The sequence below is a fragment of the Sphingomonas sp. FW306-1B-B10E genome, assembly GCF_058782005.1.
In genome coordinates this window covers 1-25,423 of sequence record NZ_JBYSXG010000052.1, presented here as the reverse complement: position 1 = coordinate 25,423, position 25,423 = coordinate 1, and the positions used below count along the sequence as shown (strand labels likewise).

The window sequence follows — 25,423 nt, the reverse complement described above, 5'->3', positions numbered from 1 at the left end:
AGTGGCCGATCCGTATGCAACTCTGGGCGTGGCGCGGGGCGCAAGCGAGGCCGACATCAAGAAGGCCTATCGCAAGCTCGCCAAGGAGCTGCACCCCGACCGCAACAAGGACAATCCCAAGGCGTCCGAGAAGTTCAGCCAGGTTACCTCGGCCTATGACCTGCTGAGCGACAAGGACAAGCGCGCGCGCTTCGACCGCGGCGAGATCGACGGCGACGGCAATCCGATGTCGCCGTTCGGCTTCGGCGGCGGCGGACAGCAAGCGGGTTTCCGGCCGGGCGGCAGCGGCGGCTTCGACTTCGGTGGCGAATCGAGCGATATCGGCGACATCTTTGAGGGGCTGTTCGGCGGCGGTGCGCGCCGCGGCGGCGGCGGTTTCAGCGGCGGCTTCGGCGGGTTCGGACGCAAGGCCGCGGCAAAGGGCGCCAATGTCGCCTATCGCCTTGCGGTCGCGTTCGAGGACGCGGCGACGCTCGCGCCGCAGCGGATCACGCTGCGCGACGGCAAGTCGATCGACCTCAAGCTGCCCGCCGGGGTCGAGACCGGCACGCAGATGCGGCTCGCCGGCAAGGGCGAGGAAGGACCCGGCGGGTTCGGCGACGCGATCGTCACGATCGATGTCCAGCCGCATCGCTTCTACGAGCGCGTCGGCGACGATATCCGGCTCGATCTGCCGGTTAGCCTGTCCGAAGCGGTGCTCGGCGCCGAGGTCCGCGTGCCGACGCCCGACGGCGCCGTGATGCTCAAGGTCCCCAAGGGATCTACCTCAGGCAAGGTGCTGCGCCTCAAGGGCCGGGGCTTCCATCGCAAGGCCGGCGGGCGGGGCGATCTGTTGGTTACCTTGATGGTCGATCTACCTGTCGACGACGATGCGCTGGTCGAGTTCGTGCAGGGTTGGCAGGACAAGGGGAACCCGCGGGGCCGCATGGGCGTCTGAGCCTCTGTGAAGACAGGGGAATCGTCGGACGCCGCTGAGGCGAAGCCGGGGCTGGGCGCTCGCATCGTCGCCTTGCTCAGTCGCGTGGGCGTCAGGCCGCGCTTCTTTTACGTGGTCAAGCGCGTGGCGGTGGACACTTTCAACGAAGGGTTCACCTACGCCGGCAACCTTGCCTATCTCTCGCTGGTCACGCTCTTCCCGTTCGTGATCGTCGCGGCGGCGATCGCCCAATTGGTCGGGCGGAGCAGCGAAGGCATCCGCACGCTCGAGGCGTTCCTCCAGACCGTGCCGCCCGACGTCGCCGAGGTGCTCCGCAAGCCGGCCGCCGACGTGCTCCAGGCGCGCACCGGCAACCTCTTGCTCTTCGGCGGCCTCGTCGGGCTGTGGACCACGGCGGGCTTCATCGAGACGCTGCGCGGCATCCTGCGCCAGGCGTACGGCGTGCGTTCGAGCACACCGTTCTGGCGCTATCGGCTCGGGGCGATCGGAATGATCGTCGCCTCGGTGATCCTCGCCATGGCGGCGTTCAGCTTCCAGGTGATCCTGACCGGCGTCGAGCAGTTTCTCTACAAATTGCTGCCCTGGGCCTCGAACGCGCAGACGATCGTCGCCTTCACCAAGTTCGCGCCGGCGCTCGCACTCTTCGGCGCGCTCTACATCCTGTTCTATTCGCTCACCCCCAGCAAATTCCGCCATTCGAAATGTCCGAAATGGCCGGGCGCGCTATTCACTACCCTGTGGTGGCTGTTCGTCACGGCGATGCTGCCCTGGATGCTGAGCAATCTCGGCAGCTACGATCTCACTTATGGCAGCCTCGCCGGGGTGATGATCGCGCTGATCTTCTTCTATCTGATCGGACTCGGCATGGTCGCAGGCGCCGAACTCAACGCCGCCCTAGCCGAAACCCCTTCGGACGGGCTAGAGGAGGCGCGCCAGAAGGAGGACAGTGCGTCGTGACGGGATTGATGCAGGGCAAGCGCGGGCTGATCATGGGACTTGCGAACGATCGTTCGCTGGCATGGGGAATCGCCCAGAAGCTGCGGGAACAGGGTGCCGAGCTTGCGTTCAGCTATCAGGGCGACGCGCTCGAGAAGCGCGTGCGTCCGCTCGCCGAACAGCTGGGCAGCGACTTCCTGATCGACTGCGACGTCTCCGACATGGCCGATCTCGACAAGACCTTCGCGACCTTGGCCGAGCGCTGGCCGACGATCGATTTCGTCGTCCACGCGATCGGTTTCTCGGACAAGAACGAGCTGCGCGGCGGCTATGTCGACACCAGCCTCGACAATTTCCTGATGACGATGAACATCAGCGTCTATTCGTTCGTCGCAGTCTGCAAGCGCGCCGCCGCGATGATGCCGAACGGCGGATCGCTGCTGACGCTCAGCTATTACGGCGCCGAGAAGGTGATCCCGCACTACAACGTCATGGGCGTCGCCAAGGCCGCGCTGGAGACCAGCGTCCAGTATCTCGCAGTCGATCTCGGCCGCGACAATATCCGCGTCAACGCGATCTCGGCGGGGCCGATCAAGACGCTGGCCGCGTCGGGGATCGGCGACTTCCGCCTGATCCTCAAATGGAACGAGCTCAATTCGCCGCTCAAGCGCAACGTCACGATCGAGGATGTCGGCGGGGCGGGACTGTATCTGCTGTCCGATCTGTCGAGCGGCGTCACCGGGGAGACGCATCACGTCGATGCGGGCTACAACGTCATCGGAATGAAGGCAGAGGACGCGCCGGATATCGCTCTGGTCTAACCACGATGCCGGTCGTTTTCCGAGAACGCGGCCATCGCTTTCATTTCTACTCGAACGAAGGCGATCCGCGCGAGCCGGTGCATATCCACGTCAGTAAGGACGATGCCGACGCCAAGCTGTGGCTTTATCCGGAGGTGGAGATTGCCTATAATAACGGCTTCGATGCGCGGACGCAGCGCTGGCTCATCTCGGTCGTCGAGGCACGGAAGCGGGAAATCGAGGACGCTTGGCATGACTATTTCGCCTAAGGCCATTGGCGTTGACTTCGACGAAGATCAGATGTGGGTGCGGCTGGAAGATGGGCGTACGTTGGGGATCCCACTCGCTTGGTTCCCGCGCTTGCTCAAAGGGTCTTCCGCTGCCCGTAACGCGGTAAGCATCAGTCCGAGCGGACTGCATTGGGATGATCTGGACGAGGATATTTCCATCGCCGGATTGCTGGCTGGTCGAGGCGACGTAACTCGGACGCCGCGCCGCGCCGCATGAGCTTCAACACCTTCGGACGCGTTTTCCGCTTCACCACCTGGGGCGAGAGCCATGGCCCGGCGCTGGGTGCGGTGGTCGATGGCTGCCCGCCGGGGCTGGCGCTGAGCGAAGCCGATATCCAGCCTTTCCTCGACAAGCGCCGGCCCGGCCAGTCACGGTTCACGACGCAGCGGCAGGAACCCGATCAGGTGCGGATCCTCTCGGGCGTGTTCGAGGGGCGTACCACCGGCACGCCGATCAGCCTGATGATCGAGAATGTCGACCAACGCTCGAAGGATTATTCCGAAGTCGCGGTCGCCTATCGCCCCGGCCATGCCGACTACGCCTATGACCAGAAATACGGCTTTCGCGACTATCGCGGCGGCGGGCGCAGCTCGGCGCGAGAGACCGCAGCACGAGTCGCTGCCGGCGCGGTCGCGCGGCTCGTCCTTCCTGACGTGAAGATCCGCGCCTGGGTGGAGGCGATCGGCGGCGACGCGATTGACCCGGACAATTTCGACGCAGCCGAAATCGACAACAACCCTTTCTTCTGCCCCGACGCGACTGCGGCGGCGCGTTGGGAGAAACTCGTCGACGATGCCCGCAAGGCGGGCTCATCGCTCGGCGCGGTGGTGGCGTGCGAGGCGACAGGGGTTCCCCCGGGCTGGGGCGCACCGCTCTACGCCAAGCTCGACAGCGAGCTTGCCGCGGCGTGCATGTCGATCAACGCCGTGAAGGGAGTAGAGATCGGCGACGGGTTCGCCGCAGCGACGCTCACCGGCGAGCAGAATGCCGATGCGATGCGTCCCGGCAGCGACGGCGTGGAGTTCCTCGCCAACCATGCCGGCGGCATCGCGGGCGGAATCTCGACCGGGCAGCCGGTGCTCGTCCGCGTCGCATTCAAGCCGACCAGCTCGATCCTAACGCCGGTGGAGACCGTCGATCGCGAAGGCCAGGCGACCGAGATTCGCACCAAGGGGCGTCACGATCCGTGCGTCGGCATCCGCGGCGCGCCGGTGGTCGAGGCAATGATGGCGCTGGTGCTTGCCGATCAAAAATTGTTGCACAGGGCGCAGTGCGGCTGATCCCGCGATAGCGTCGCCTCGGGGTTCATCGGTTTCCTCGCAGCGGCGAAGCGACCGCGCCGGACGCAACCATGCGCACGACGGAGCCGTTCATTTCCTGCCAATTCGGTCAATTTGCAGGAGTATATAACATGCGTAAGCTTACCTTGTTCCTTGCCGGTGCCATGCTGATCCCGACCGTCGCGATCGCGCAATCGACGCCGCAATCGAGCGACAGCACCCAGAGCCACCAGAAGCACAAGAAGGATAAGAAGAGCGACGACGCGAGCGCGGACACTACCACGTCGTCGCCCGACAGCGGCACCACCGGCAGCGGCACAACTGAGCCGGCGCCCGACACTTCGGCGCCGACGAGCGACCCGAGCGCCAGCACCACGACCCCGACCACGCCGCCGGAAGCGCCCGCTCCGACGCCGCAGCGCTAACTGAGATTGAGGCTCCGGCGGCAGCGCCGCCGGGGCTCAGTCCGCGAACGGATCGCGGACGAGAATCGTGTCCTCGCGCTCAGGGCTGGTCGACACCAAAGCCACCGGGCATTGGATCAGTTCTTCGATCCGCCGGATATATTTGATCGCAGCGGCTGGAAGCTCGGCCCAGCTGCGCGCGCCCGCCGTCGACTCGGACCAGCCGGGCATTGTCTCGTAGACGGGCTCGATCGCAGCCTGATCCTGGGCGTTCGCCGGATAATAATCGAGCGTCTCGCCGCGCAGCGTATAGCCCGTGCAGATCGCGACTTCTTCGAAGCCGTCGAGCACGTCGATCTTGGTCAGCGCGATCCCCGTAATTCCCGATACCGCAGCCGACTGGCGCAGCAGCACTGCGTCGAGCCAGCCGCAGCGGCGCTTGCGCCCGGTCACGGTGCCGAACTCGTGCCCGCGCGTGCCGAGCCGTTCGCCCACGTCATTGTCCTGCTCGCTCGGGAAGGGGCCCGAGCCGACGCGCGTGGTGTACGCCTTGGCGATCCCCAGCACGAATCCGACGGCGCTCGGCCCGAGGCCCGAACCCGCTGCGGCAGTACCCGCCACGGTGTTCGAGGAGGTGACGAACGGATAGGTGCCGTGGTCGATGTCGAGCAGCACGCCCTGCGCCCCTTCGAACAGGATGCGGCGGCCGCGACCGCGCGCTTCGTTGAGCATCCGCCAGACCGGCTGGGCGAAGGGGAGGACGAAGCCGGCGATCGCGCGCAGCTCTGCGATCAGCGCGTCGCGGTCGATCGCGGGCTCGCTGAAGCCGGCGCGGAGCGCGTCGTGATGCGCCAGAAGCCGATCGAGCTGCGGCCCGAGCTCGTCGAGATGCGCCAGGTCGCAGACGCGGATCGCGCGGCGACCGACCTTGTCCTCATAGGCCGGCCCGATGCCGCGCCGCGTGGTGCCGATCTTGCCCGCGCCGCTGGCATCCTCGCGCAGCGCATCGAGATCGCGGTGAAACGGCAGGATCAGCGGGCAGGTGTCGGCGATCTTGAGCGTGCCGGGGGTGATTTCGATGCCCTGGTCGCGGAGCTTCTCGACCTCGGACTTGAGGTGCCAGGGATCGAGTACGACGCCATTGCCGATCACGCTCGGCGTGCCGCGGACGATGCCCGAGGGAAGCAGCGAGAGCTTGTAGACATTCTCGCCGACGACGAGGGTGTGGCCGGCATTGTGTCCGCCCTGGAAGCGCACGACGACGTCGGCGCGCTCGGCGAGCCAGTCGACGATCTTGCCCTTGCCCTCGTCACCCCATTGGGCGCCGATCACTGCGACATTTGCCATGAATACACGTCTCCGCCTGCCGGGGCGGACCCTGGCCGCCCTTCGACAGGACTCGGCGACCGGGCGGTGCTGGGGCCGAGGTCGCGCCCCGAAGCCGCGGCGCCAATGACCCCAGGCGGGGCCTGCGTCAACCCTCTTTGGGTTCGTCGAGCGCGGCGCGCACCCGGCGCGCGAGCCGATCGATGTCGAACGGCTTGGTGAGGATCGTATCGTCGAGTCCGGCAATGTCGGGGGTGTAGCCGCTGGTCAGCAGGATCTTGAGCTCGGGAAGCCGTTCGCGCGCGCGGCGGGCGAGTTCGCGGCCGCTCATCTCGGGCATCACCACATCGGTGAACAGGAGCGAGACGCGCACGCCGCCTTCGATCAGACGGAGCGCCTCGGCACCGTCGGCGGCCGCGACGACGTCGTAGCCGAGCTCGCGCAGTGCCTCGACCGAATAGCTGCGTACGCGCTCCTCGTCCTCGACGACGAGCACCGTCTCGCCAGGCCGGGCGCGCTCGGCGTCGGCGACGTCGCCCGCCCGCGTAGCGGTATCGATCTCGCCGTGATAGACCGGGAGATACAGGCTGACGCGTGTGCCCTCGCCGGGCGCGGTCTCGATCCGCACCGTCCCGCCCGATTGCTGGGCGAAGCCGAACACTTGGCTGAGCCCCAAGCCAGTGCCCTTACCGACACCCTTGGTGGTGAAGAACGGATCGAAGGCGCGCGCGGCGACTTCGGGCGGCATCCCAGAACCGGTATCGCGCACGCAGATCGCAACATAGTCGCCGGGCTCGACGCCGAGCGCTTGCGCTTCGTCGCCGGCCGCGGCGACAAAAGCGGTCTCGATCGTCAGCCTGCCGCCGCCGGGCATCGCGTCGCGCCCGTTGACGCACAGATTGAGAATCGCATTTTCGAGCTGATTAGGATCGGCGAGCGCCGGGCGGAGCCCGCCGGCCAGCCGGGTCTCCACCGCAACCGCTTCGCCGAGCGTGCGGACGAGCAATTCGAGCATACCCTCGACCATGGCATTGGCGTCGACGGCGCTCGCGGCAAGCGGCTGCTGCCGCGAGAAAGCGAGCAGCCGCTGGGTGAGCGCTGCGGCGCGGGTGGCGCCGTCGCGCGCGGCAACCAGGTAACGATCGATGTCGGTGCGGCCCTGGGCGATCCGCCGTTCCAGCAGATCGAGCGCGCCGATCACCACCGCCAGCATGTTGTTGAAGTCGTGCGCAATGCCGCCGGTCAATTGGCCGACCGCCTCCATCTTCTGCGCCTGGCGGAGCTGCTGCTCGGCCTGCATCAATTGCTCGGTGCGCTGATGGACCGCTGCCTCGAGCTCCTCCCGCGAGCGCGCCAGCACTTCGCGCGCGTCGACGATCTCCTGGATATCGGTGCAGGTGCCGAACCATCGAATGATCCGCCCAGCGTCGTCGCGCACCGGCTGCGCACGACCGAGGACCCAACGATATTGGCCGCTATGATGCCGCAACCGATATTCGATATGATAGGGCTCGCCGGTTGCGAGGCAGTGGCTCCACAGCGCCCATGCACGCTCCTGGTCGTCGGGGTGGAACATGTTCGCCCAGCCTTCGCCATCGGTAGAGCCGTAGGGCGTACCGGTGAATTCGTACCAGCGGTCGTTGTAATAATCGTGATAGCCGTCTGGCCGGGTCGACCACACCATCGGATCGATCGAGTTGGCGATCGCTCGGAATTTCTCCTCGCTCTCGCGCAGCGCCACCAGCGCGCCGGCCCGCTCGACCGCGTCCCACGACATTTCGGCGATCGCCTCGATGAACGCGATCTCGTCGGGCAGCCAGCGGCGCGGCTCGGCCTGGTTGACGAACATCGTCGCGACCCATTCGCCGCCGCGCAGCAGCGGCACGCCGATCGCCGCCCCAGCCCGGCGCGAGATATCGCTGTCGTCGGCGAGTTCGCGATGCGTATCGTGGAGGATCAGCGTGCGCCCGGTGCGATAGCCTTCGATCGCGTCGGCGCCGATGCCCCGTACGGCGATCGTACCCTCGAGCAGGGGCAGCGCCCCACGGCTCGCCGAGCCCGCAAAGGCGATCGTCTCGCCGCCTATCACGCGGTAGAAGCCGACCCGGCTGGCAGCCAGTTGGTCGACCAGCGCCTCGGCGGTCGCGCCCATGATCGCCTCGGGCGTATCGAGCAGGCGCTGGGTCTCGGCGAGCGCGTAGACGAAGGACTGCGTCTCGTTCGCCTCGCGAAGCTCCTCCGCCGCGGCACGCGCGGCTTCCTCGGCGCGCTTGCGCTCGGTGATGTCGAAGCTCACGCCGGGGAAGCGGAGCGGATTGCCGTTTGAATCGAGGAACGGCTTGCCCTGCGCCGCGACCCAACGGATCGCGCCGTCGCTCTGGATGAGGCGATATTCCTGGGAGAGATGCGTGCCGTGGGCGAGCGACGCCGCAATAGCAGCCTCCAATGCCGGGAGGTCCTCGGGATGGACGTTGACGAAAAACGCCTGGATCGGCGCGCCGACGCCTTCGAGCGCCTCGTCGACGCCGTAAAGCCGCAGGAAACGCAGGTCCGCGGTCACGCAATTTTCGGGGACGTCCCACACCCAGGTGCCGATCCCGATCGATGAATCGAGCGCGAGCTGGAGCCGTTCCTCGCTGGCGCGCAGCGCAGCCTCGGCGGTCGCGCGCTCGGTTACGTCGTTGGCGAGGACGAAGATATCGGTGGTCTCGCCACCGATGTCCTTGATCGGCTGATAGACGAAGTCGAGCATGCGCGGCTCGGTCTCCTCTCCGGCCGTGCGCTGCAGCCGGATCGGCACTGCACTGGCGCGGTAAGGGGTGCCGCTGCGGAACACCTGGTCGAGCAGGTTGACGAAGCCCTGCTCGACCACCTCGGGAAGCGCCTCGGCGACCGACAGACCGATCACCTCACGGCCGCCGACCAGGTCGCGATAGACCGGATTGGCGATCTCGAAGACATGGTCGGGGCCGTGCAGCAAGGCGACCGCGCCCGGCGCCTGCTCGAACAATTCGCGCAGCCGGCCCACTTCGGCGAGGCGCGCGCGCTCGGCGAGCACGGTGCGCGTCGTTTCGTTGCCCTGGTTGAGGATTCCGACGACATCGCCACGTTCGTCGCGGATCGGCGTGAAGCTGTAGTTCCACCAGGTTTCCTGGGGGCGGCCGTTGCGCTCCATCGGCAGCATCTGGTCGAAGGTCGAGAAGCCCTCGCCGGTGGCGAGTACGCGCTCCATTTCGGGCCCGACCAGATGCCAGATATCGGCCCAGACCTCGGCGCCCGGCCGGCCGAGCGCCCAGGGATGACGATCGGCGGGAATCGGTGCCCAGGCGTCGTTATAGACCAGGCGGAGCTCGGGGCCCCAATAGATCGCGCTGGGAAAGCTGGAGCCGAGCGCGATGTTGACCGCGAAGCGCAGCGATTGCGGCCAGCCCTCGATCGCGCCGATCGGTGTCGAAGCCCAATCGAACGCGCGAATCCGCTGCGCCATCTCGCCGCCATGATCCAGAAATCGAAGCGACGAGGACATTGCCGAAAGCGATGAAGATACAGCCGCTTGGTGTCAACCGCTCGACTTGACCGCGTACGGCCCTATGCTGGCCCAAACAGGAGAGAATGCATGAAACTCGCCAGTCTGAAGCACGGCCGCGACGGCAAGCTCGTCGTGGTATCGAACGACCTGGCATGGTGCGCCGACGCCACCGCGATCGCGCCGACGCTGCAGGCGGCGCTAGACGATTGGGAGCGGCTCGAAGGCGATCTGCGCAATCTCGCCACCGATCTCGAGCATGAGACGATCCCGATGCTGCGCTTCCACGAGCGCCAGGCCGCCGCGCCGCTGCCGCGCGCCTATCAATGGGCGGACGGCTCGGCCTATGTGAATCACGTCGCGCTCGTCCGCCAGGCACGCGGTGCCGAGATGCCCGAGAGCTTCTGGCAGGACCCGCTGATGTATCAGGGCGGCAGTGACGGTTTCCTCGGCCCGCGCGATCCGATCCCGCTCGCGGATGAAGCATGGGGCTGCGATCTCGAGGCCGAAGTGGTGGTGGTGACCGGCGACGTGCCACTCGGCGCTGCACGTGAAGAGGCGCTCGCGGCGGTGCGGCTGGTCGGGCTCACCAACGACGTCTCGCTGCGCAACCTGATCCCGGGCGAGCTCGCCAAGGGGTTCGGCTTCTTCCAGTCCAAGCCGGCGAGCGCCTTCTCGCCGGTGTTCGTCACGCCCGACACGCTCGGCGACTGGTGGAAGGACGGCAAGCTCCACCGCAAGCTGATGGTCGACTTGAACGGCCAGCCCTTCGGCCGCGCCGAGGCGGGCGAGGACATGACCTTCGACTTCGGCACCTTGATTGCGCACGCCGCCAAGACCCGCGCATTGGGTGCGGGCACGATCATCGGCTCGGGCACCGTCTCGAATCGTGACAGCGACGGCGGCCCCGGCAAGCCGGTCGCCGAGGGCGGAGTGGGTTATTCATGCCTGGCCGAAATACGTACGATCGAGACCATCCGCGGCGGCAAGCCCGAAACGCCGTTCCTCAAGGCTGGCGACACGATCCGCATCTGGGCCGAGGACGACAAGCGCCATCCGATCTTCGGAGTGATCGAGCAGGTGGTGGGGGGCTAGCGCTTCTTCAGCGCGTCGTTGACTTCGATCCAATAGCCGTCGGGATCCTGGAAGAATATCTGGCGAATGCCATCGGTACGCAGGGTCTGGACCGCGCCGGGCGTGCCGGCGACGTCGCTCCAACCCTGGCCGCGCGCCTTGAGCTTGGCGAGGATCATGTCGAGGTCCGCGACCGCGATCGCCATGTGCACGCGGCGATGCTGCTCGACGGGCGCGGTGCGGCCGGGCTGGATGTGGAGTTCGATGCCGTTGGCGAAGCGCATCCAGCGCGGGCCGCCCGCCGCGAAGGGCGCGGGGATTTCGCCGAGGTTGAAAAGGTCGTGGTAGAAATCGATGCTCTTCTGCTGGTCCGCCACGAAGATCGCGACATGATCGAGCCGGGCGACCGGCGCCGGCTGGTCCTGCGCCAACGCAGGCGGCACTAGCAGCGCGAGCGGGAAGGCGAAGGGCAGCGCGCGCAGGATCATTCAATATCTCCTCTTCGCCGAACCTTATCATCCTCGCGCGCCGGCGGAAGTACCACCAAGGTCTAGAAAAGCGATCCCTGCCGGGCTTCGAGCGTCCAGCTCTCGATTAGCTGATGGCCTTTGCCGTGCACGCTGTTGATGAGGAGGAGCTGCTGGACGCGCCACGCGATCGGCGGCACGGGGATGTTGCGCTCCTGCCATTCCTCATAGGTCAGCGAGGCGTGCGGATTGAAGTCATAATCGGGACGTTCGACGCCGAAGGCATCCAGCCGGGCCACGAGCATGCGCTGGAAGTCGCGCAGCGCCCCCATCTTGTTGCCGACGAGCGCGTTGCCCTTGATCCGGTTGAGCGCCACCTCGAACGGCTCGGCCTGCAACGATGCCGCAGCGGCACGGATGCGGTCGATATCCTCGGCGGTCAGCAAGCGGATATCGCCGAACGGGACGAGCGTGAGGTGAATGCGGTCGACGGCATATTTGCGCGCCAGTTCGTATTGGATCCGCACTCGGTCCATCGCCGCGGCCTGCGCGGGATCGGGCTTGATCATCAGATAGAGCGTCTGGTCGTCGCGGCGCGGCTGCCGATACGAGACCGATCCTCCGGTGGTTGGCGTCATCATCAATCATACTCCTAGTGAAAATCACGGGATTTGACGGGGATCGTATCGTTGTCGCGCGGCGGCCAGGCTTCGGCGGCGCGCTGCCGCGGCCAGCCCGGCATCCGGCGCTCGGCCGGCTTGGGCCAGCCGACTTTCCGATCACGCGGGTCGATCGTTCCGCCATGCGTCGCGCCGTCTCCGGGGGCGGTAAAGCGCGGCAGTTCGAGCTCGCCGACTTCGCGTAGCCACGGAGTGAGATCCTCGATCGCCTCGGCGACGAGGTGGATGACGATGCCTTCCTTCTGCACCTTGCCGCGGATCGCCAGCATCGTTGCGGTCATCACCGTGCGGCGATTATCCTCGAAGCGGTCGGCCCAGAACACCGCATTGGCGATGCCGGTCTCGTCCTCGAGGGTGACGAACACTACGCCCTTGGCGCTGCCCGGCCGCTGGCGGACGAGGATCAGCCCGGCGACCTCGACTCGCGCGCCGTCCTTCAAATTGGCGAGGTCACCGCATCGGGTGATCCGCCGCGCGGCGAGCCGATCGCGCAGGAAAGTCACCGGATGCGCGCGGAGCGAAAGCTGGGTGGCGCGATAATCCTCGACCACTTCGCGGCCTTCGGTGAGCGGCATTAGCGCCACCGGCGCCTCGATGCTCTCGGGCACGGTCACGCGCTCGCGCGCATCGGCGGCGCTGAACAGGTCGAGCGGCTTCTGGCCGAGCCCCTTGATCGCCCATAGCGCCTGCCGCCGGTTGAGCCCGAGCGCCTGAAAGGCATCGGCGCGCGCCAGCCGTTCGAGCGCCGCCGGCTTGACTCCCGAGCGCCGCCAGACATCCTCGATCGAGACGAACATCGCCCACGCGCGTGCCCTGAGGATGGCTTCGGCATCGGCCTGGGCGAGCCCCTGGACGATTCGCATGCCGAGCCGGATCGGCCGCATGCTCGCCCAATCCTCGTCACTCCCGCAGAATGCCGCATGCCGGGGCCGCGCATGCGGCTCGGGCACCATCCGTGTGTCCCAGTCGCTGTCGTTGATGCACACCGGCCGCGCTTCGACGCCATGCGCGCGGGCGTCGCGGACCAGTTGGGCCGGCGCGTAGAAACCCATCGGCTGGGCGTTGAGCAGCGCGGTGCAGAAGACGTCGGGATGGTGACACTTCATCCAGGACGAGGCGTAGGCGATCTTGGCGAAGCTCGCGGCGTGGCTTTCGGGGAAGCCGTAATTGCTGAAGCCCTCGATCTGGGCGACCAGCCGCTCGGCGAAATCGTCGCTGATGCCGTTGGCGCGCATCCCGGCAAGCAGCTTGGGGCCGAACTCGCCGATGCCCCCGCTCGATTTGAAGGTCGCCATCGCCCGGCGCAGCCGATCGGCCTCGCTGGGCGTGAAGCCGGCGCCCTTGATCGCCACCAGCATTGCCTGTTCCTGGAACAACGGTACGCCGAGCGTCTTGGTGAGCACTTCCTCCAGCGCCGGCGAGGGGTAATCGACCAGCTTGGGGTTCTCGCGGCGCTTGAGATAGGGGTGGACCATATTGCCCTGGATCGGCCCGGGGCGGACGATCGCTACCTGGATCGCGATGTCGTAGAAATTGACCGGCTTCATCCGCGGCAGCATCGACATCTGCGCGCGGCTCTCGATCTGGAACACGCCGAGCGTATCGGCCTGGCGGATCATCTCGAAGGTGACCGGATCGTCCTCCTGCATCAGCGGCGACGCCATGGTCAGATGCGTCGCCTTGTGTTCGGCGAGCAAGTCGAAGGCGCGGCGCATGCAGCCGAGCATGCCGAGGCCGAGAATATCGACCTTCATGAAGCCGAGTTCCTCGATATCGACCTTTTCCCATTCGACCACGCGGCGATCGACCATCGCGGCGGGCTCGACCGGGATCAGGTCGTGGAGCTTATCGCGGGTCAGCACGAAGCCGCCGGGGTGTTGCGACAGATGTCGCGGAGTGCCGATCAGCTGGCGGGCGAGATCGAGCGTCAGCGCGAGGCGCGGATCGGTGCGGTCGAGGTTGAGCGCGTCGGCATGCTTGTCGTCGACTTCGTTCGACCAGCCCCAGACCTGGCTCGACAGTGCTGCGGTCAGATCCTCGGGCAAGCCGAGGGCCTTACCGACCTCGCGCAGCGCGCCGCGCGAGCGGAATCGGCTGACGACCGCGGTGAGCGCGGCATGGTCCTTGCCATAGGTTTCGTAGATCCACTGGATCACTTCCTCGCGGCGCTCATGCTCGAAATCGACGTCGATGTCGGGCGGCTCCTTGCGCTCGGTCGAGATGAAGCGCTCGAACAGCAATTGGTGCGCGATCGGGTCGATCGACGTGATCCCGAGCGCGAAGCAGATCACCGAATTGGCGGCGCTGCCGCGCCCCTGGCAGAGGATCTGCTGGCTGATCGCGAACTGGACGATCGAATTGACGGTGAGGAAATAGGGCGCATAGCCCATTTGCTCGACCAGCCCGAGCTCGTGGATCAGCAGGTCCTGATGCGCCTGGCTGGGCTTGCCGCCGAACTTCTGGCGGAGGCCGTTCCAGGCGAGCGCGGCAAGCGCCTCCTGCGCGGTCTTGCCGTTGAAGACATATTCCTCGGGATATTGATGCTCGAGTTCTCGCAACGAGAAGGTGCAGCGCTCGGCGATCGCGGCCGAGGCGGCGATGGCCTCGGGATAGTCGCGGAAACGCCGCGCCATGTCCTCGGGTGACTTCAGATGCCGGTCGGCGTTGCGCTCGCGACGGAAGCCGAGCTCGTCGATCGTGCACTTCTCGCGGATCGCCGTGACGACGTCCTGGAGCATCCGTCGGTCGGCAGTATCGTAGAGCACATCGCCGGTGGCGAGCGGGGTCAGGCCGAAGCGGCGCGCGGCGGCGTCGAGCTGGTGGATCCGCAGCGCGTCGCCGGGGCGGCGATGCTGGGTCAGACAGACATGGCCGCGTTCGCAGAACACATCGGCCATCCACCGCAGAGACAGCGGGTCGCCCGGATCGGCGAGCCCGGGCACCAATGCGCCGACCAAGCCTTCGGCATGCGACGCGACATCCTCCCAATGGAGGAAGCATTTGCCCTTCTCGCCATGCTGCGGATCGGCGCGCGACTTGCCGAGGGTGAGCAGCCGGGTGAGTCGCGACCAGCCCGCGATATCTTCGGGCCAGACCAGCACCGAGGTGCCGTCGACCAGGTCGAGCCGGCAGCCGGCGATCATCCGGATCGGCAGGCCAGCCTCGCTGATCTTCTCCGCCGCGACCAGCGATCGCACCACGCCGCCCACGGAGTTGCGGTCGACGATGCCGAGCGCCGGCAGTCCCAGCAATGCGGCCTGCTGGAACAATTCCTGCGGGTCCGAAGCGCCGCGCAGGAACGAGAAATGCGTGGTCACCTGAAGCTCGGAATAGGTCATCCGAACACCCCGTGCAGATACCAGCTGAGATCGCCGGTGACCGCCTGCTCGCCGTCGCCGCGGCGAAACAGCCAGTAGCGGCGGCCCTGCTCGTCCTCGACGCGGAAATAATCGCGGACATGCGCCGCCTCGGCGACGTGCTTCCACCATTCGCCATGGATGCGCTCGGGCCCGTCGGCGCGCACCACGCGGTGGGCATGGCCGCGCCAGGTGAAGCGGCGCGGAGCATGATCGGGCAATTCGGCGATGACATGGTCGAGCCGCTCGGGCCGGCGGAGCAGCCGCGTCGGCTTGGGCCATTCGGGGTGCCAGGGGTGGAGCGCGGGATTGCGCTCGAGCTGGCGGACATCGTCGATCTTCGGCCGTGCGCCGCCGCGCCCGGGCGGATCGAGCACGCCCATTCGCGCGACCGAACGCTCGGGCACGTCGCTCTCGACCGGGCGCATCCGCCACATGGCAGCCTGGCCGATCCGCGTCGCCAGCGTGTCGACCAATGTCGCGATGTCGGGCGCCGACTCCTCGTCGAGCCGCTCGACCACCGGCTCGGGGCCGAGCGGGCCGGCGCGACGGACGTGCAGTGCGATGGCGTCGATGCCATAGCCGGGCTCGACATCCTCGATCCGGCGCTTGAGCAGGCGCAGCAGGTGCGCGGGGTCGCGATTGGGCCGGGCCAGCCCGATACGGATGCGCTGCGGCACGCCGTCGACACGCGCGGCGACGCATTCGAGCGCCTGCACGCCGAGCCCCTCGGCTTCGAGCGCGGCGGCGAGCCGGGGGACGAGTATGCCCAGCCAGTGCTCGATCGCCTCGGGAGTGGCGATCGGTTCGGCGAAGCGCTGCGTGACGGCGATCGGCTCGGGCGGGATCACCGGGTGCAGTGGCTCGGGCAGCCGGCCCAGTGCCGCTTCGAGCCGCGCGGCGAGCCCGGCGCCGAAGCGGCGGACCAAGGGTGCGCGCGGCATCGCGGCAAGCTGGCCGATCTGCTTGACGCCCAAGCGGTGAAGCAATTCGACCGCGGTTGTATCGATGCGCAACGCCTCGATGGGGAGGGGGGCGAGGGCTTCCTCCTGCGCACCGGGCGCGCATGAAGCGCCGCCGTCGTGGCGGTAATGCGCGAGCGCCCAAGCCGCGCCGGGGGTGTCGGCGATCGCGATCCGCGCGGTGTAACCCAATCGCCCGAGCATCCGCCGCAGCCGCTGCGCCATCCTCGCCTCGCCGCCATGAAGATGCGCGACGCCGGTCAGATCGAGGAACAGCGTGTCGGTGCCTTCGATCGCGACCGTGGGGGTCCAGCGCCGGGCGAGCGCGAGCGCCAGGCTGGCGAGATGCGCATGGTCGCCCTCCGGGTCGGCGGGACGGATGTCGAGCCCGGGCATTTGCGCGCGCGCCTGAGTGACTGCCATGCCGGGGCGTAGCCCGAGGGCTTGGGCGCGGGGGCAGGCGGCGGCGATCTCGACGCGGCTGCCGGTGCGGATGCTGGTGATGCGGGGGGCTCCCAATTCCTCCCCGAGCTTGCTCGGGGAGGGGGACCATCGCGTAGCGATGGTGGAGGGGCCGCCATCGCAGACGACGGACTGCGTCCGCCGCCCCTCCACCAGCCTGCGGCTGGTCCCCCTCCTCGAGACGAGCTCGGGGAGGAATTTAGTACGTCCGCCCTCATCCGGCGGCATCGCGCGGAACGGGTTCAGCGCTGCCTCGTCCTTGCGTCCGACCTCGTGCTTCGCCCGCGGCCGCGTCACCGGCGGCAGCGCGACCTTGCCGAGTTCGTCCTCGCGCGCCCAGCGCGCGCCGGGGCGCCAGCCGCCGCCGCGCGGGACCGAACAGGCATGTTCCTGCTCTTTCGCCACTGCATCGCGCAGCGGATCGAGCGAGGCGGCGCGACCCGGCTCAGGCCGCGTGGCGGTTCGCGCTTCCGCCCGCCACAGCCTTTCGATCGGCCATAATGGGAGGAAGAGCGCAGCGACCCGTTGCATCGCATGCCTCCACTTCGATTTCGAACCCTTCGCCCCCCTTTTGCCGCGCCAATTCGAGCCGCCAGCGCGCGCGGCCGACCCCGACGACCGGAAGCGGCGTCGACGGCGCGCATCTCACTTGCCAGCGCGTCACCGCCGCCGAGGGTGCGCCGAGCGGATTGCTGCCTTCGCGCGTGGCGCGCTTCATCAGCAGCGCGATCGTGCGGCCCCCCTCGGCCGCCAGCTGGAGCCGGCGAGTCGCGGTCATGTCGGCGCGCTTGGCCTCGCCGATCACCGCGCCGAGCCCGCGATGACGCAGGCCTTCCTCCATCACCGCGAGCAGTTCGGCATCGTCGCGCGCCTCGGCGTAGATCAGCCTTTTATGGTCGAGCCCGACTTGCGACAGCCCCGGCGCGAACAGGTCGCGCCGGCGCACCACCCAGAGCACCGGGCCCCAGGCGCGCGCGGCGATGCCGGCCATGAACAGGGTCGCGGCGCAATCGTCGGCCATGTCGCTGGTAGCGCCGGCGAATTCGTGAAGCGCATCGAGTCGCAGCCCGCCATCGGCAAGCCGCGAATCGAGCCCGGCGGCACCGAACGGCATGACTTGCCGGCGACGGAAACCCGGGGTTTCCATCGCGCGCAATTGCTCGCGAAGCTGGGCAAGGACGGCATGATCGGCCATAAGAGGGCAGCGGCTACTCACGACTCGGGAACAGTAATGTTCCTATTCTGTTCCTATGCGCCCGTGAGTCAATCGTTTGTTTGCCAAGCGCTTGCGCGATGCTGTGCACCGCCCTTAGGGTCCAGCCGTCGTACAGCTCGCGGGAACCCATCATGACCTATTCGCTTCGGCTCGCGTTGATCGCGTCTACCGCGCTCGCCGCCGCCACGCTTTCCGGATCCGCAATGGCCCAGACCCAGACTTCGCCCGCACCCGCCGTCAGCCCCGATCCCACGCCGTTGCTCGCCAAATGGCCCGGCGCGCACGAAGGGGTGCCGCAGTGGGACAAGGTAGTGCCGGCGATGTTCGCGCCGGCGTTCGAGCGGGCGATGGCCGATGCCCGCGCCGAGCAGGCAAAGATCCGCGACAATCCCGCGGCGCCGACCTTCGCGAACACGATCGAGGCAAGCGAACGCTCGGGCGAGCAGATGAACCGGCTGTTCGCGGTGTGGGGTGTGTATCAGAGCAACCTCGCCACGCCAGAGGTGCAGGCGATCGCCAAGGAATGGAGCCCCAAAATCTCGGCCTTCTTCACCGAGATGAACCTCGATCCCAAGATGTTCGCGCGGGTGAAGGCGGTCTATGACGGCCGCGCCAAGGCCGGGCTCAACGCGCAGCAGCTGCGCCTGCTCGAGCGCAGCTATCGCGATTACGTCACTTCGGGCGCGCTGCTCGACGAACGCGCCAAGGCCGAGGTCAAAAGGATCAACCAGGCGCTTGCCACCGCCTATACCGAGTTCAGCCGCAAGGTCCTCGCCGACGAAGAGACTGCGATCCTGCTCGACAAGGAAGCCGATCTCGCCGGCCTGGCCGACAGCTTCAAGGCGAGCCTTGCTGAAGAGGCCAAGGCGCGCGGGGCGGCGGGCAAATGGGCGATCAAGAACACGCGCTCTTCCGTCCAGCCCTTCCTGACCTATTCGACCAACCGCGCGCTGCGCGAGAAGGTCTACAAGGCCTTCGTCGACCGCGGCGACAATGGCGACGCCAACGACACCAATGCAACGATCGCCGAGATCCTCAAGCTGCGCCAGGAGCGCGCCGTGCTGCTCGGGTTCAAGAACCACGCCTGGTATCGGATGGACGACACCATGGCCGAGACGCCCGAGAACGCGACGAAGCTGATGATGGCGGTATGGCCCGCCGCTGTGGCGCGGGTCCGCGAGGAAGTCGCCGACATGCAGGCGCTTGCCGACGCCGAAGCGAAGAGGGGAGAAGGCGCGAAGATCACGATCGAGCCGTGGGACTATCGCTTCTACGCCGAGAAGGTCCGTAAGGCGAAGTACGACTTGGACGAGAACGAAGTGAAGCCGTACCTCCAGCTCGACCAGATCGTGCAGGGGGCGTTCTACGCCGCGGGACGGCTCTACGATCTCGATTTCAAGGAGAATACGGGGACCATCCCGGTCTTCCATCCGGACGTGCGCACCTTCCTGGTGACCAACCGCACCACCGGCGCCGAGGTCGGCATCTTTTATTTCGACGGCTTTGCGCGGGCGGGCAAACGTTCGGGGGCATGGGCGACGAGCTATCGCAGCCGCAGCGGGCTGCGCGGCACCAAAATCGTGCTCGCGTCGAACAACAACAATTTCACCAAGGGGGCGGCGGGCCAGCCGACGCTGATCAGCGTGGACGATGCGACGACTTTGTTCCACGAATTCGGCCATGCGCTGCACAGCCTGCTCGGAAACGTCTACTATCCCGGGCTCGGCGGCACCCCGCGAGACTTCGTCGAATATCCAAGCCAGGTGAACGAGAATTGGCTGCTCACCCCCGACGTGCTCAATCGCTATGCCAAGCACTACAAGACCGGCGCGCCGATGCCCGCGACCCTGGTCGCCAAGATCGAGAAGGCGCAGACCTTCAACCAGGGCTTCGCCACGGTCGAATATCTGTCCTCCGCGATCGTCGACATGAAGCTGCATGACCGCGAAACGCCGGTGACCGACCCCGACGCATTCGAGCGCGAGACGCTGGCGAGCATCGGCATGCCGAAGGAGATCGTGATGCGGCACCGGCTACCGCAGTTCAATCACCTGTTCTCGAGCGATGCCTATTCGGCGGGCTACTATTCGTATCTGTGGTCGGAGACGATGGACGCCGACACTTGGGCGGCGTTCGAGGAGACCGGCAATGTCTGGGACAAAGCGACCGCCGACCGGTTCCGCACCACGCTGCTGATGACCGGCAACGAGACCGACCGGAAGGAGGCGTACAAGGCATTCCGCGGCCGCGATCCCGACGTGAAGGCGCTGTTCAAGCGGCGCGGGTTCCCGGTGGAGTGATCACATTTCCCTCTCCCGTCGGGAGTGCGAGGTCGGATCGCGCCCCGCGCGATCCTAGATCAGCGGGGCATGATCTACCTCGCACTGGTTGTGCAGACTTGGGTCCGCTTCTTCAGCGGGCCCTAGTCGGAGCTGGGTGAGGGGATCACCCTTATCGATAGCGCGAACACCCTCACCTAGCTCCGCTAGGCAGCAAGCTGCCAAGCTGCGCTACCTCTCCCACAGGGAGAGGAAATGTCAGAGCTCTTCCGCCGGCAGCGCCGCCTCGACCGGGGCCTTGCGGAACAAGGCGCGGTCCTCGGGGCTGAAGCCGAATTTGATCATCACGAACAGGAAGGTGACGAGGATCGCCGGCATGCCGAGGCTCAGCTCGGCCCACTCATAATGCCGCGGCAGCGAAGTGAACGCCGCGCCGACCAGCGCCGCCGCGCCGATCGCGGCGAAGAAGCTTGGCCGGATGCTCACCACCTGTGCGCCGAGCAGGCGGCGCAGCATCACTGCCTTGGCAACCGATCCGATCGTCAGCGACACCGCGAGCGCCAGCGCCGGCCCCGCCGCCTGGACCGGTTGCGACCAGCCCTCGGCGCGCGCGACGAAGACGAAGCCGAAGCTCAGCCCGATCTGGAGCAGCAGCACCGCGAGCGAGATCGCCAGGTTGCGGTGCCGCGCGATATAGATCAGCCCGGTCTCGCAGACCGCGCCGGTCGAGGCGAGCACCTCGGCGACCAGCAGGATGCACATCGCGCCCGCGCCGATGACGAATTCGGGGCCGATCAGCCCCATCACGCCCTCGGCGGGGATGCCGAAGACGACGAGGCACGCCGCCTGGGCGCTGACGATCCAGAAGCCGACCTGGCGGACCTGCGCGGCGACCGCCTTGCGATCATCCTCTGCGAGGCTGTTGGTCACCACCGGCGCGAGGATCGGGTCGAAGCTCGACTTCAGCCGCTGCGGGATCGAGGAGACTTGCTGCGCCATGTAATAGATGCCGACCACGGCCGGGCTGAACAGCAGCGCGAGGATGAAGCGGTCGACGTTGCGCGTGCCCCATTCGATCGCGTCGGCACCGGCGAGCGGCGCGTTGCGGCGGGCGAGCGCGAGGATGTCGGCGAAGCGCGGATGCCAGCCGCGCGGGAGCCCATATTCGCGGACGAAGGGCAGTACCGACGCGGCGAGCGCCGCGAGCATCGACAGCACATAGGCGTACATCAGCCCGTCGCGCGACGAGACGAAGGAGAAGGCCCAGGCGGCGATGCTGATCGTCCAGGGCTCGATGATCGCGCGCGCGGTCACCGAGGCGCGGATATTGTGGCGATACGCCAGCGCGGCGAGCGTGACGTCGGAAATCGCAACGGCGAACACAACCAGCGGCAGCAGGCGTTCGAGCCCCATCACCGGGCTGTTGGGATACATCACCTGCGGAAAGGCGATCAGCACCGCGCTGGCGATCGCCGAGGCGCCGCACGCGACGAGCACCGCGTCCCACACGACATGCGCGTGCGGCCGATCGGTCGAGGCGAGCGCCTGCGCGAGCCCCCGCTTGAGGCCCAGTGTCGCGAGCAACGCGGCGACTTCGATGACCAGGACGGCGATCGCATAGCGCCCGACGATGTCGGGGCCATAAGCGCGCCCGGCGATGAACAGGAAGGGCAGCCGCGCGGCGAGCCGCAGCACGAAGCCGAGGATATTGGTCCGCCCGCCTTTGGCGAGCGCGTTGATGTCGTCGGCGGGGGGCGTAACGTCAGTCGACACTAGTCACACCCTTGATCCTGACTCCCTCGATCTGCGCCTCCTGGTTCGGGTGAACATAGGCGTCGATCTCTACCTGGACGAAATCGGCGCCTCGCGCCTCGCGCGGATTGCGCTTGAAGAAGAATGTGGCGTGCGTGAGCTTGTCGTCACTGCCGTAGAAGCTCACTTGGAAGAGGCGCTGCCAGCTCACATTCGCCAAACTGCGGGCTGGGTCGCGGCACATCGGGTCATCCGGGAGCATGACGTCCACCCAGCATTCGGGCACATGCATGTGCCGCAGGGCTTCGTCCTGCGCGATCCGGAGCGCGCGCACGAACAGCGCGAGATCGGCGGCGGACCTGCCGAAGACCGGAAAAAACCGACCGTCATTGTCCCATTCGCCAGTGGGCAGCACCGGCCCGATCGCGCAGTCGCGGATTTGCCTCGCGAGTGTACCGGTCTGCAGCTTGCCCCCGGGGATGGCATTGATGATCCGAAACCGACGACCTTCCTCAGGGGGCTGCTGGATCAGTGGAGCATCGGCGGACCTGGCATTCCCCGGGGGCTGAAACCGGATAGTCACGGTTCGGGCTTCGCAAATCCCGGCAAAATCGGAAGATCGCGGTGCTTCGGCAAAAACAATCGACACGGGATCGCCTCCGCGGAAGCCCCAATCCGAATTGTACAGGCCGACCTCGCGAAACTCGGGCGCAGTGCGGCCTAGGTAGCGTTCGGCTAGCGTGGCGATCGGCGTCGCCTGGGCCTCCGCGCGGCTGATCTGCTGCCCCCGCGCTGCCATCGGTGCGATTAATAGCGCAAGGGCAAGCGCCCCCCGCATCAATGCGCCGCGCCCCAGCTCGGGCCGACCCCGATTTCGACGCCGAGCGGGACGGTGAGCCGAATCGCGGGCTCGGCAGCGGTGGCCATCACGCGCTCGATCACGGGCTTCGCCTTTTCCACATCGCCTTCTGGCAGCTCGAACACGAGTTCGTCGTGCACCTGCATCAGCATCCGGACATTGGGCAGCCCGGCCTCCAGCAACGCCGGCCCCATCCGTGCCATCGCGCGCTTGATGATATCGGCGCTGGTGCCCTGGATCGGGGCGTTGATCGCGGCGCGCTCGGCGCCCTGGCGCTCGTGCTGGACGCTCGACTTGATCCGCGGGAAATGCGTCTTCCGGCCGAACAGGGTGGTGGTGTAGCCCTTGGCGCGGACCTCCTCGATCGTCGAGACGATGTAGCTGTTGATCCCCGGGAAGCGCTCGAAATAGCGGTTGATCATGTCCTGCGCCTCGTCGGCGGTCACGTCGAGCCGGCCGGCGAGGCCCCAGCGCGAGATGCCGTAGAGGATCGCGAAATTGATCGTCTTGGCGCGGCCGCGGGTGTCGCGGTTGACTTCGCCGAACAGCTCCATCGCGGTCATGCTGTGGATGTCGTCGCCCTTCTCGAACGCAGTGCGCAGCGCCGGCACGTCGGCGATATGGGCGGCGAGGCGGAGCTCGATCTGCGAATAGTCCGCGGCGAGGATGACGTTGCCCGGCTCGGCGACGAAGGCGTCGCGGATCTGGCGGCCGGTCTCGGTGCGGATCGGGATATTCTGGAGATTGGGGTCGGTCGAGGAGAGGCGGCCGGTCTGCGCGCCGGTCAGCGAGTAACTCGTGTGGACGCGGCCGGTCTCGGGGTTGATCTGCGCCTGGAGCGCATCGGTATAGGTCGATTTGAGCTTGGTCAGCTGGCGCCAGTCGAGGACCTTGACCACCATCTCGCGGCCGGGCGAATCCTTGTCGGCGGCGATCCGCTCGAGCTCGTTGACGTCGGTCGAATAGACGCCCGACTTGCCCTTGCGTCCGCCCTTGATGCCCATCTTGTCGAACAGCACGTCGCCCAATTGCTTGGGGCTGCCGATGGTGAACTTGAACCCGGCGATGGCGTGGATCTCTTCCTCCAGCGTCGCCATCTGCTTGGAGAATTCGTCCGAAAGCCGCGCGAGCGTCGCCGCGTCGACCTTGACGCCTTCGCGCTCCATGCCCGCGATCACCGATACCAGCGCGCGGTCGACCATCTCGTAGACCCGGGTGACGCTCTCATAGGCCAGCCGCGGCTTGAACCGCTGCCACAGCCGCAAGGTCACGTCGGCATCCTCGGCGGCGTAGCGCGTCGCGGCCTTGAGATCGACTTCGCGGAAACTGAGCTGCTTCTTGCCGGTGCCGACCACGTCCTTGAACGCGATGCAGCTGTGCGACAAATGCGTCGCCGCGAGCTCGTCCATGCCGTGGCCGTGCAGGCCTGCGTCGAGATCGAAGCTCATCACGATCGTGTCGTCATAGGGCGCCACGTCGATCCCGCGCTGGCGCAGCACGATCAGGTCATATTTCAGATTGTGCCCGATCTTGAGCACCGCCGGATCCTCGAACAAGGTCTTGAGCTTGGCGAGCGCCAGCGGCTTGTCGAGCTGGACCGGCTTTTCGGCGAACATGTCGCTGCCGCCATGCGTCAGCGGGATGTAGCACGCCTTGTTGGGGGCGAGCGCGAGGCTGACGCCGCACAGTCCGGCGCGCATCGCGTCGAGTTCGCTGGTCTCGGTGTCGATCGCGACCCAGCCCTGATGCGTGGCGTCGGCGATCCAGCGGTCGAGATCGGCTTCGGTGACCACCGTCTCATAGGCGTCGTGGTCGCAAGGGGGATCCTCGGGCAGGCCGGGCGTCTCGTGCTTCTCGACCGGCGCGTCGGCCACAGCCGATAACCGGTTGAGCAGGGTGCGGAAGCCGTGATGCTCGAGGAAGGCGCGCAGCGGCGCGTCGGGAATGCCCTTGAGCTCGAGTTCCTCGAGCGGATCGGGGAGCGGCACGTCGCAGCTCAATTCGACCAGTTTGCGCGACAGCCGTGCCATCTCGGCATGCTCGATCAGATTGTCGCGCATCTTGCTCGGCTTCATGTCGGGCGCCGCGGCGAGCACGGCTTCGACATCGCCATATTCGAGGATCAGCTTTGCAGCGGTCTTTGGGCCGATCCCCTTGACGCCGGGCACGTTGTCGACGCTGTCGCCCATCAGCGCGAGCACTTCGCCCAGCTTCTCGGGGCCGACGCCGAACTTCTCCTCGGTATCCTTGGGCCCGAGCCGGCGATTGTTCATCGTATCGAGCATGTCGACCGACGGATCGGTCATCAGCTGCATCAGATCCTTGTCCGAGCTGACGATCGTCACCGACCAGCCCTGCGCCAGCGCCGCCTTGGTATAGCTCGCGATCAGGTCGTCGGCTTCCCAGCCGGCTTCCTCGATGCAGGGCAGCGAGAAGGCGCGCGTCGCATCGCGGATCATCGGGAATTGGGGAACGAGATCCTCGGGCGCGGGCGGGCGGTGCGCCTTGTACTGGTCGTACATCTCGTTGCGGAAGGTGTGCTCGCTCTTGTCGAGAATCACCGCCATGTGGGTCGGGCCGTCGGCCTTGTGGAGCTCGTCGACGAGCTTCCACAGCATCGTCGTATAGCCATAGACCGCGCCGACCGGCTCGCCATGCTTGTTGGTGAGCGGCGGCAGCCGGTGATAGGCGCGGAAGATATAGCCGGAGCCGTCGACGAGATAGAGATGGGGCATCGGCGCGGAGATAGCCGAGCGCGGGGGCGGGGCAAAGCCTTAGGCTGCAAATTCCCCTCCCTGTAAGGGAGGGGTTAGGGG

At 66.9% G+C, this 25,423-nt stretch carries 19 protein-coding genes; 9 read left to right on the top strand and 10 right to left on the bottom strand.

Annotated features, from left to right (window positions below; translation table 11 throughout):
• Position 1: 1 nt before the first annotated feature.
• From AC3WJI_RS17365 to AC3WJI_RS17335, 7 genes are all read left to right on the top strand, one after another.
• Entirely contained in the window at positions 2–937 is a 936-nt protein-coding gene (locus AC3WJI_RS17365; protein ID WP_492758545.1) for a DnaJ C-terminal domain-containing protein, read from the top strand.
• Positions 938–943: 6 nt separating this feature from the next.
• On the top strand, positions 944–1,894 hold the full coding sequence (locus AC3WJI_RS17360) for a YihY/virulence factor BrkB family protein (RefSeq protein WP_492758544.1): 951 nt from the start codon (positions 944–946) through the stop codon (positions 1,892–1,894).
• Positions 1,891–2,694 (top strand): enoyl-ACP reductase FabI, encoded by an 804-nt coding sequence (gene fabI, locus AC3WJI_RS17355; RefSeq protein WP_492758543.1) that lies wholly within the window; start codon positions 1,891–1,893, stop codon positions 2,692–2,694. The genes AC3WJI_RS17360 and fabI overlap by 4 nt, the downstream gene beginning before the upstream one ends.
• Before the next feature lie 5 nt (positions 2,695–2,699).
• Positions 2,700–2,942 (top strand): DUF4160 domain-containing protein, encoded by a 243-nt coding sequence (locus tag AC3WJI_RS17350; protein WP_492758542.1) that lies wholly within the window; start codon positions 2,700–2,702, stop codon positions 2,940–2,942.
• Positions 2,926–3,180: a DUF2442 domain-containing protein gene (locus AC3WJI_RS17345; RefSeq protein ID WP_492758541.1), complete on the top strand. Its 255-nt coding sequence runs from the start codon at positions 2,926–2,928 to the stop codon at positions 3,178–3,180. Before AC3WJI_RS17350 ends, AC3WJI_RS17345 begins: the two co-directional genes overlap by 17 nt.
• Entirely contained in the window at positions 3,177–4,244 is a 1,068-nt protein-coding gene (aroC, locus tag AC3WJI_RS17340; protein WP_492758540.1) for a chorismate synthase, read from the top strand. Before AC3WJI_RS17345 ends, aroC begins: the two co-directional genes overlap by 4 nt.
• Before the next feature lie 131 nt (positions 4,245–4,375).
• Positions 4,376–4,669 (top strand): hypothetical protein, encoded by a 294-nt coding sequence (locus tag AC3WJI_RS17335; protein ID WP_492758539.1) that lies wholly within the window; start codon positions 4,376–4,378, stop codon positions 4,667–4,669.
• A 36-nt stretch (positions 4,670–4,705) separates the two neighbouring features.
• Here the strand turns inward: AC3WJI_RS17335 and AC3WJI_RS17330 are convergent, their stop codons facing one another.
• Positions 4,706–5,995, bottom strand: coding sequence for an adenylosuccinate synthase (locus AC3WJI_RS17330; protein ID WP_492758538.1), 1,290 nt, complete (start codon positions 5,993–5,995; stop codon positions 4,706–4,708).
• A gap of 127 nt (positions 5,996–6,122) precedes the next feature.
• On the bottom strand, positions 6,123–9,500 hold the full coding sequence (locus AC3WJI_RS17325; RefSeq protein WP_492758537.1) for a PAS domain-containing protein: 3,378 nt from the start codon (positions 9,498–9,500) through the stop codon (positions 6,123–6,125).
• A 90-nt stretch (positions 9,501–9,590) separates the two neighbouring features.
• Between AC3WJI_RS17325 and AC3WJI_RS17320 the strand changes: the two genes are divergently transcribed.
• Positions 9,591–10,595, top strand: coding sequence for a fumarylacetoacetate hydrolase family protein (locus tag AC3WJI_RS17320; RefSeq protein WP_492758536.1), 1,005 nt, complete (start codon positions 9,591–9,593; stop codon positions 10,593–10,595).
• Here AC3WJI_RS17320 and AC3WJI_RS17315 read toward each other — a convergent pair.
• From AC3WJI_RS17315 to AC3WJI_RS17295, 5 genes are all read right to left on the bottom strand, one after another.
• Positions 10,592–11,062, bottom strand: a complete 471-nt coding sequence (locus tag AC3WJI_RS17315; protein ID WP_492758535.1) for a VOC family protein — start codon at positions 11,060–11,062, stop codon at positions 10,592–10,594. The genes AC3WJI_RS17320 and AC3WJI_RS17315 overlap by 4 nt on opposite strands.
• A 62-nt stretch (positions 11,063–11,124) precedes the next feature.
• Entirely contained in the window at positions 11,125–11,682 is a 558-nt protein-coding gene (locus AC3WJI_RS17310; protein WP_492758534.1) for a 2'-5' RNA ligase family protein, read from the bottom strand.
• A gap of 11 nt (positions 11,683–11,693) precedes the next feature.
• On the bottom strand, positions 11,694–15,059 hold the full coding sequence (locus AC3WJI_RS17305; protein ID WP_492758533.1) for an error-prone DNA polymerase: 3,366 nt from the start codon (positions 15,057–15,059) through the stop codon (positions 11,694–11,696).
• Positions 15,056–17,032, bottom strand: a complete 1,977-nt coding sequence (locus tag AC3WJI_RS17300) for a Y-family DNA polymerase (protein WP_492758532.1) — start codon at positions 17,030–17,032, stop codon at positions 15,056–15,058. The genes AC3WJI_RS17305 and AC3WJI_RS17300 overlap by 4 nt, the downstream gene beginning before the upstream one ends.
• The gene (locus tag AC3WJI_RS17295; RefSeq protein ID WP_492758531.1) at positions 16,947–17,696 is read right to left on the bottom strand and encodes an ImuA family protein; all 750 of its coding nucleotides are present in this window, start codon (positions 17,694–17,696) and stop codon (positions 16,947–16,949) included. The genes AC3WJI_RS17300 and AC3WJI_RS17295 overlap by 86 nt, the downstream gene beginning before the upstream one ends.
• Before the next feature lie 152 nt (positions 17,697–17,848).
• Between AC3WJI_RS17295 and AC3WJI_RS17290 the strand changes: the two genes are divergently transcribed.
• Positions 17,849–20,017, top strand: coding sequence for a M3 family metallopeptidase (locus AC3WJI_RS17290; protein ID WP_492758530.1), 2,169 nt, complete (start codon positions 17,849–17,851; stop codon positions 20,015–20,017).
• 237 nt (positions 20,018–20,254) lie between these two features.
• Here AC3WJI_RS17290 and AC3WJI_RS17285 read toward each other — a convergent pair whose 3' ends face one another.
• From AC3WJI_RS17285 to polA, 3 genes are read right to left on the bottom strand one after another with little or no spacing between them, the layout of a single operon-like run.
• A complete protein-coding gene (locus tag AC3WJI_RS17285; protein WP_492758529.1) occupies positions 20,255–21,769 on the bottom strand; it encodes a lipopolysaccharide biosynthesis protein in 1,515 nt (504 codons plus the stop codon).
• Positions 21,759–22,547 carry a hypothetical protein gene (locus AC3WJI_RS17280; RefSeq protein ID WP_492758528.1) on the bottom strand — a complete coding sequence of 263 codons (789 nt, stop codon included), beginning with the start codon at positions 22,545–22,547 and terminating at the stop codon, positions 21,759–21,761. The genes AC3WJI_RS17285 and AC3WJI_RS17280 overlap by 11 nt, the downstream gene beginning before the upstream one ends.
• A 38-nt stretch (positions 22,548–22,585) precedes the next feature.
• Positions 22,586–25,342, bottom strand: coding sequence for a DNA polymerase I (polA, locus tag AC3WJI_RS17275; protein WP_492758527.1), 2,757 nt, complete (start codon positions 25,340–25,342; stop codon positions 22,586–22,588).
• Positions 25,343–25,423: the final 81 nt, after the last annotated feature.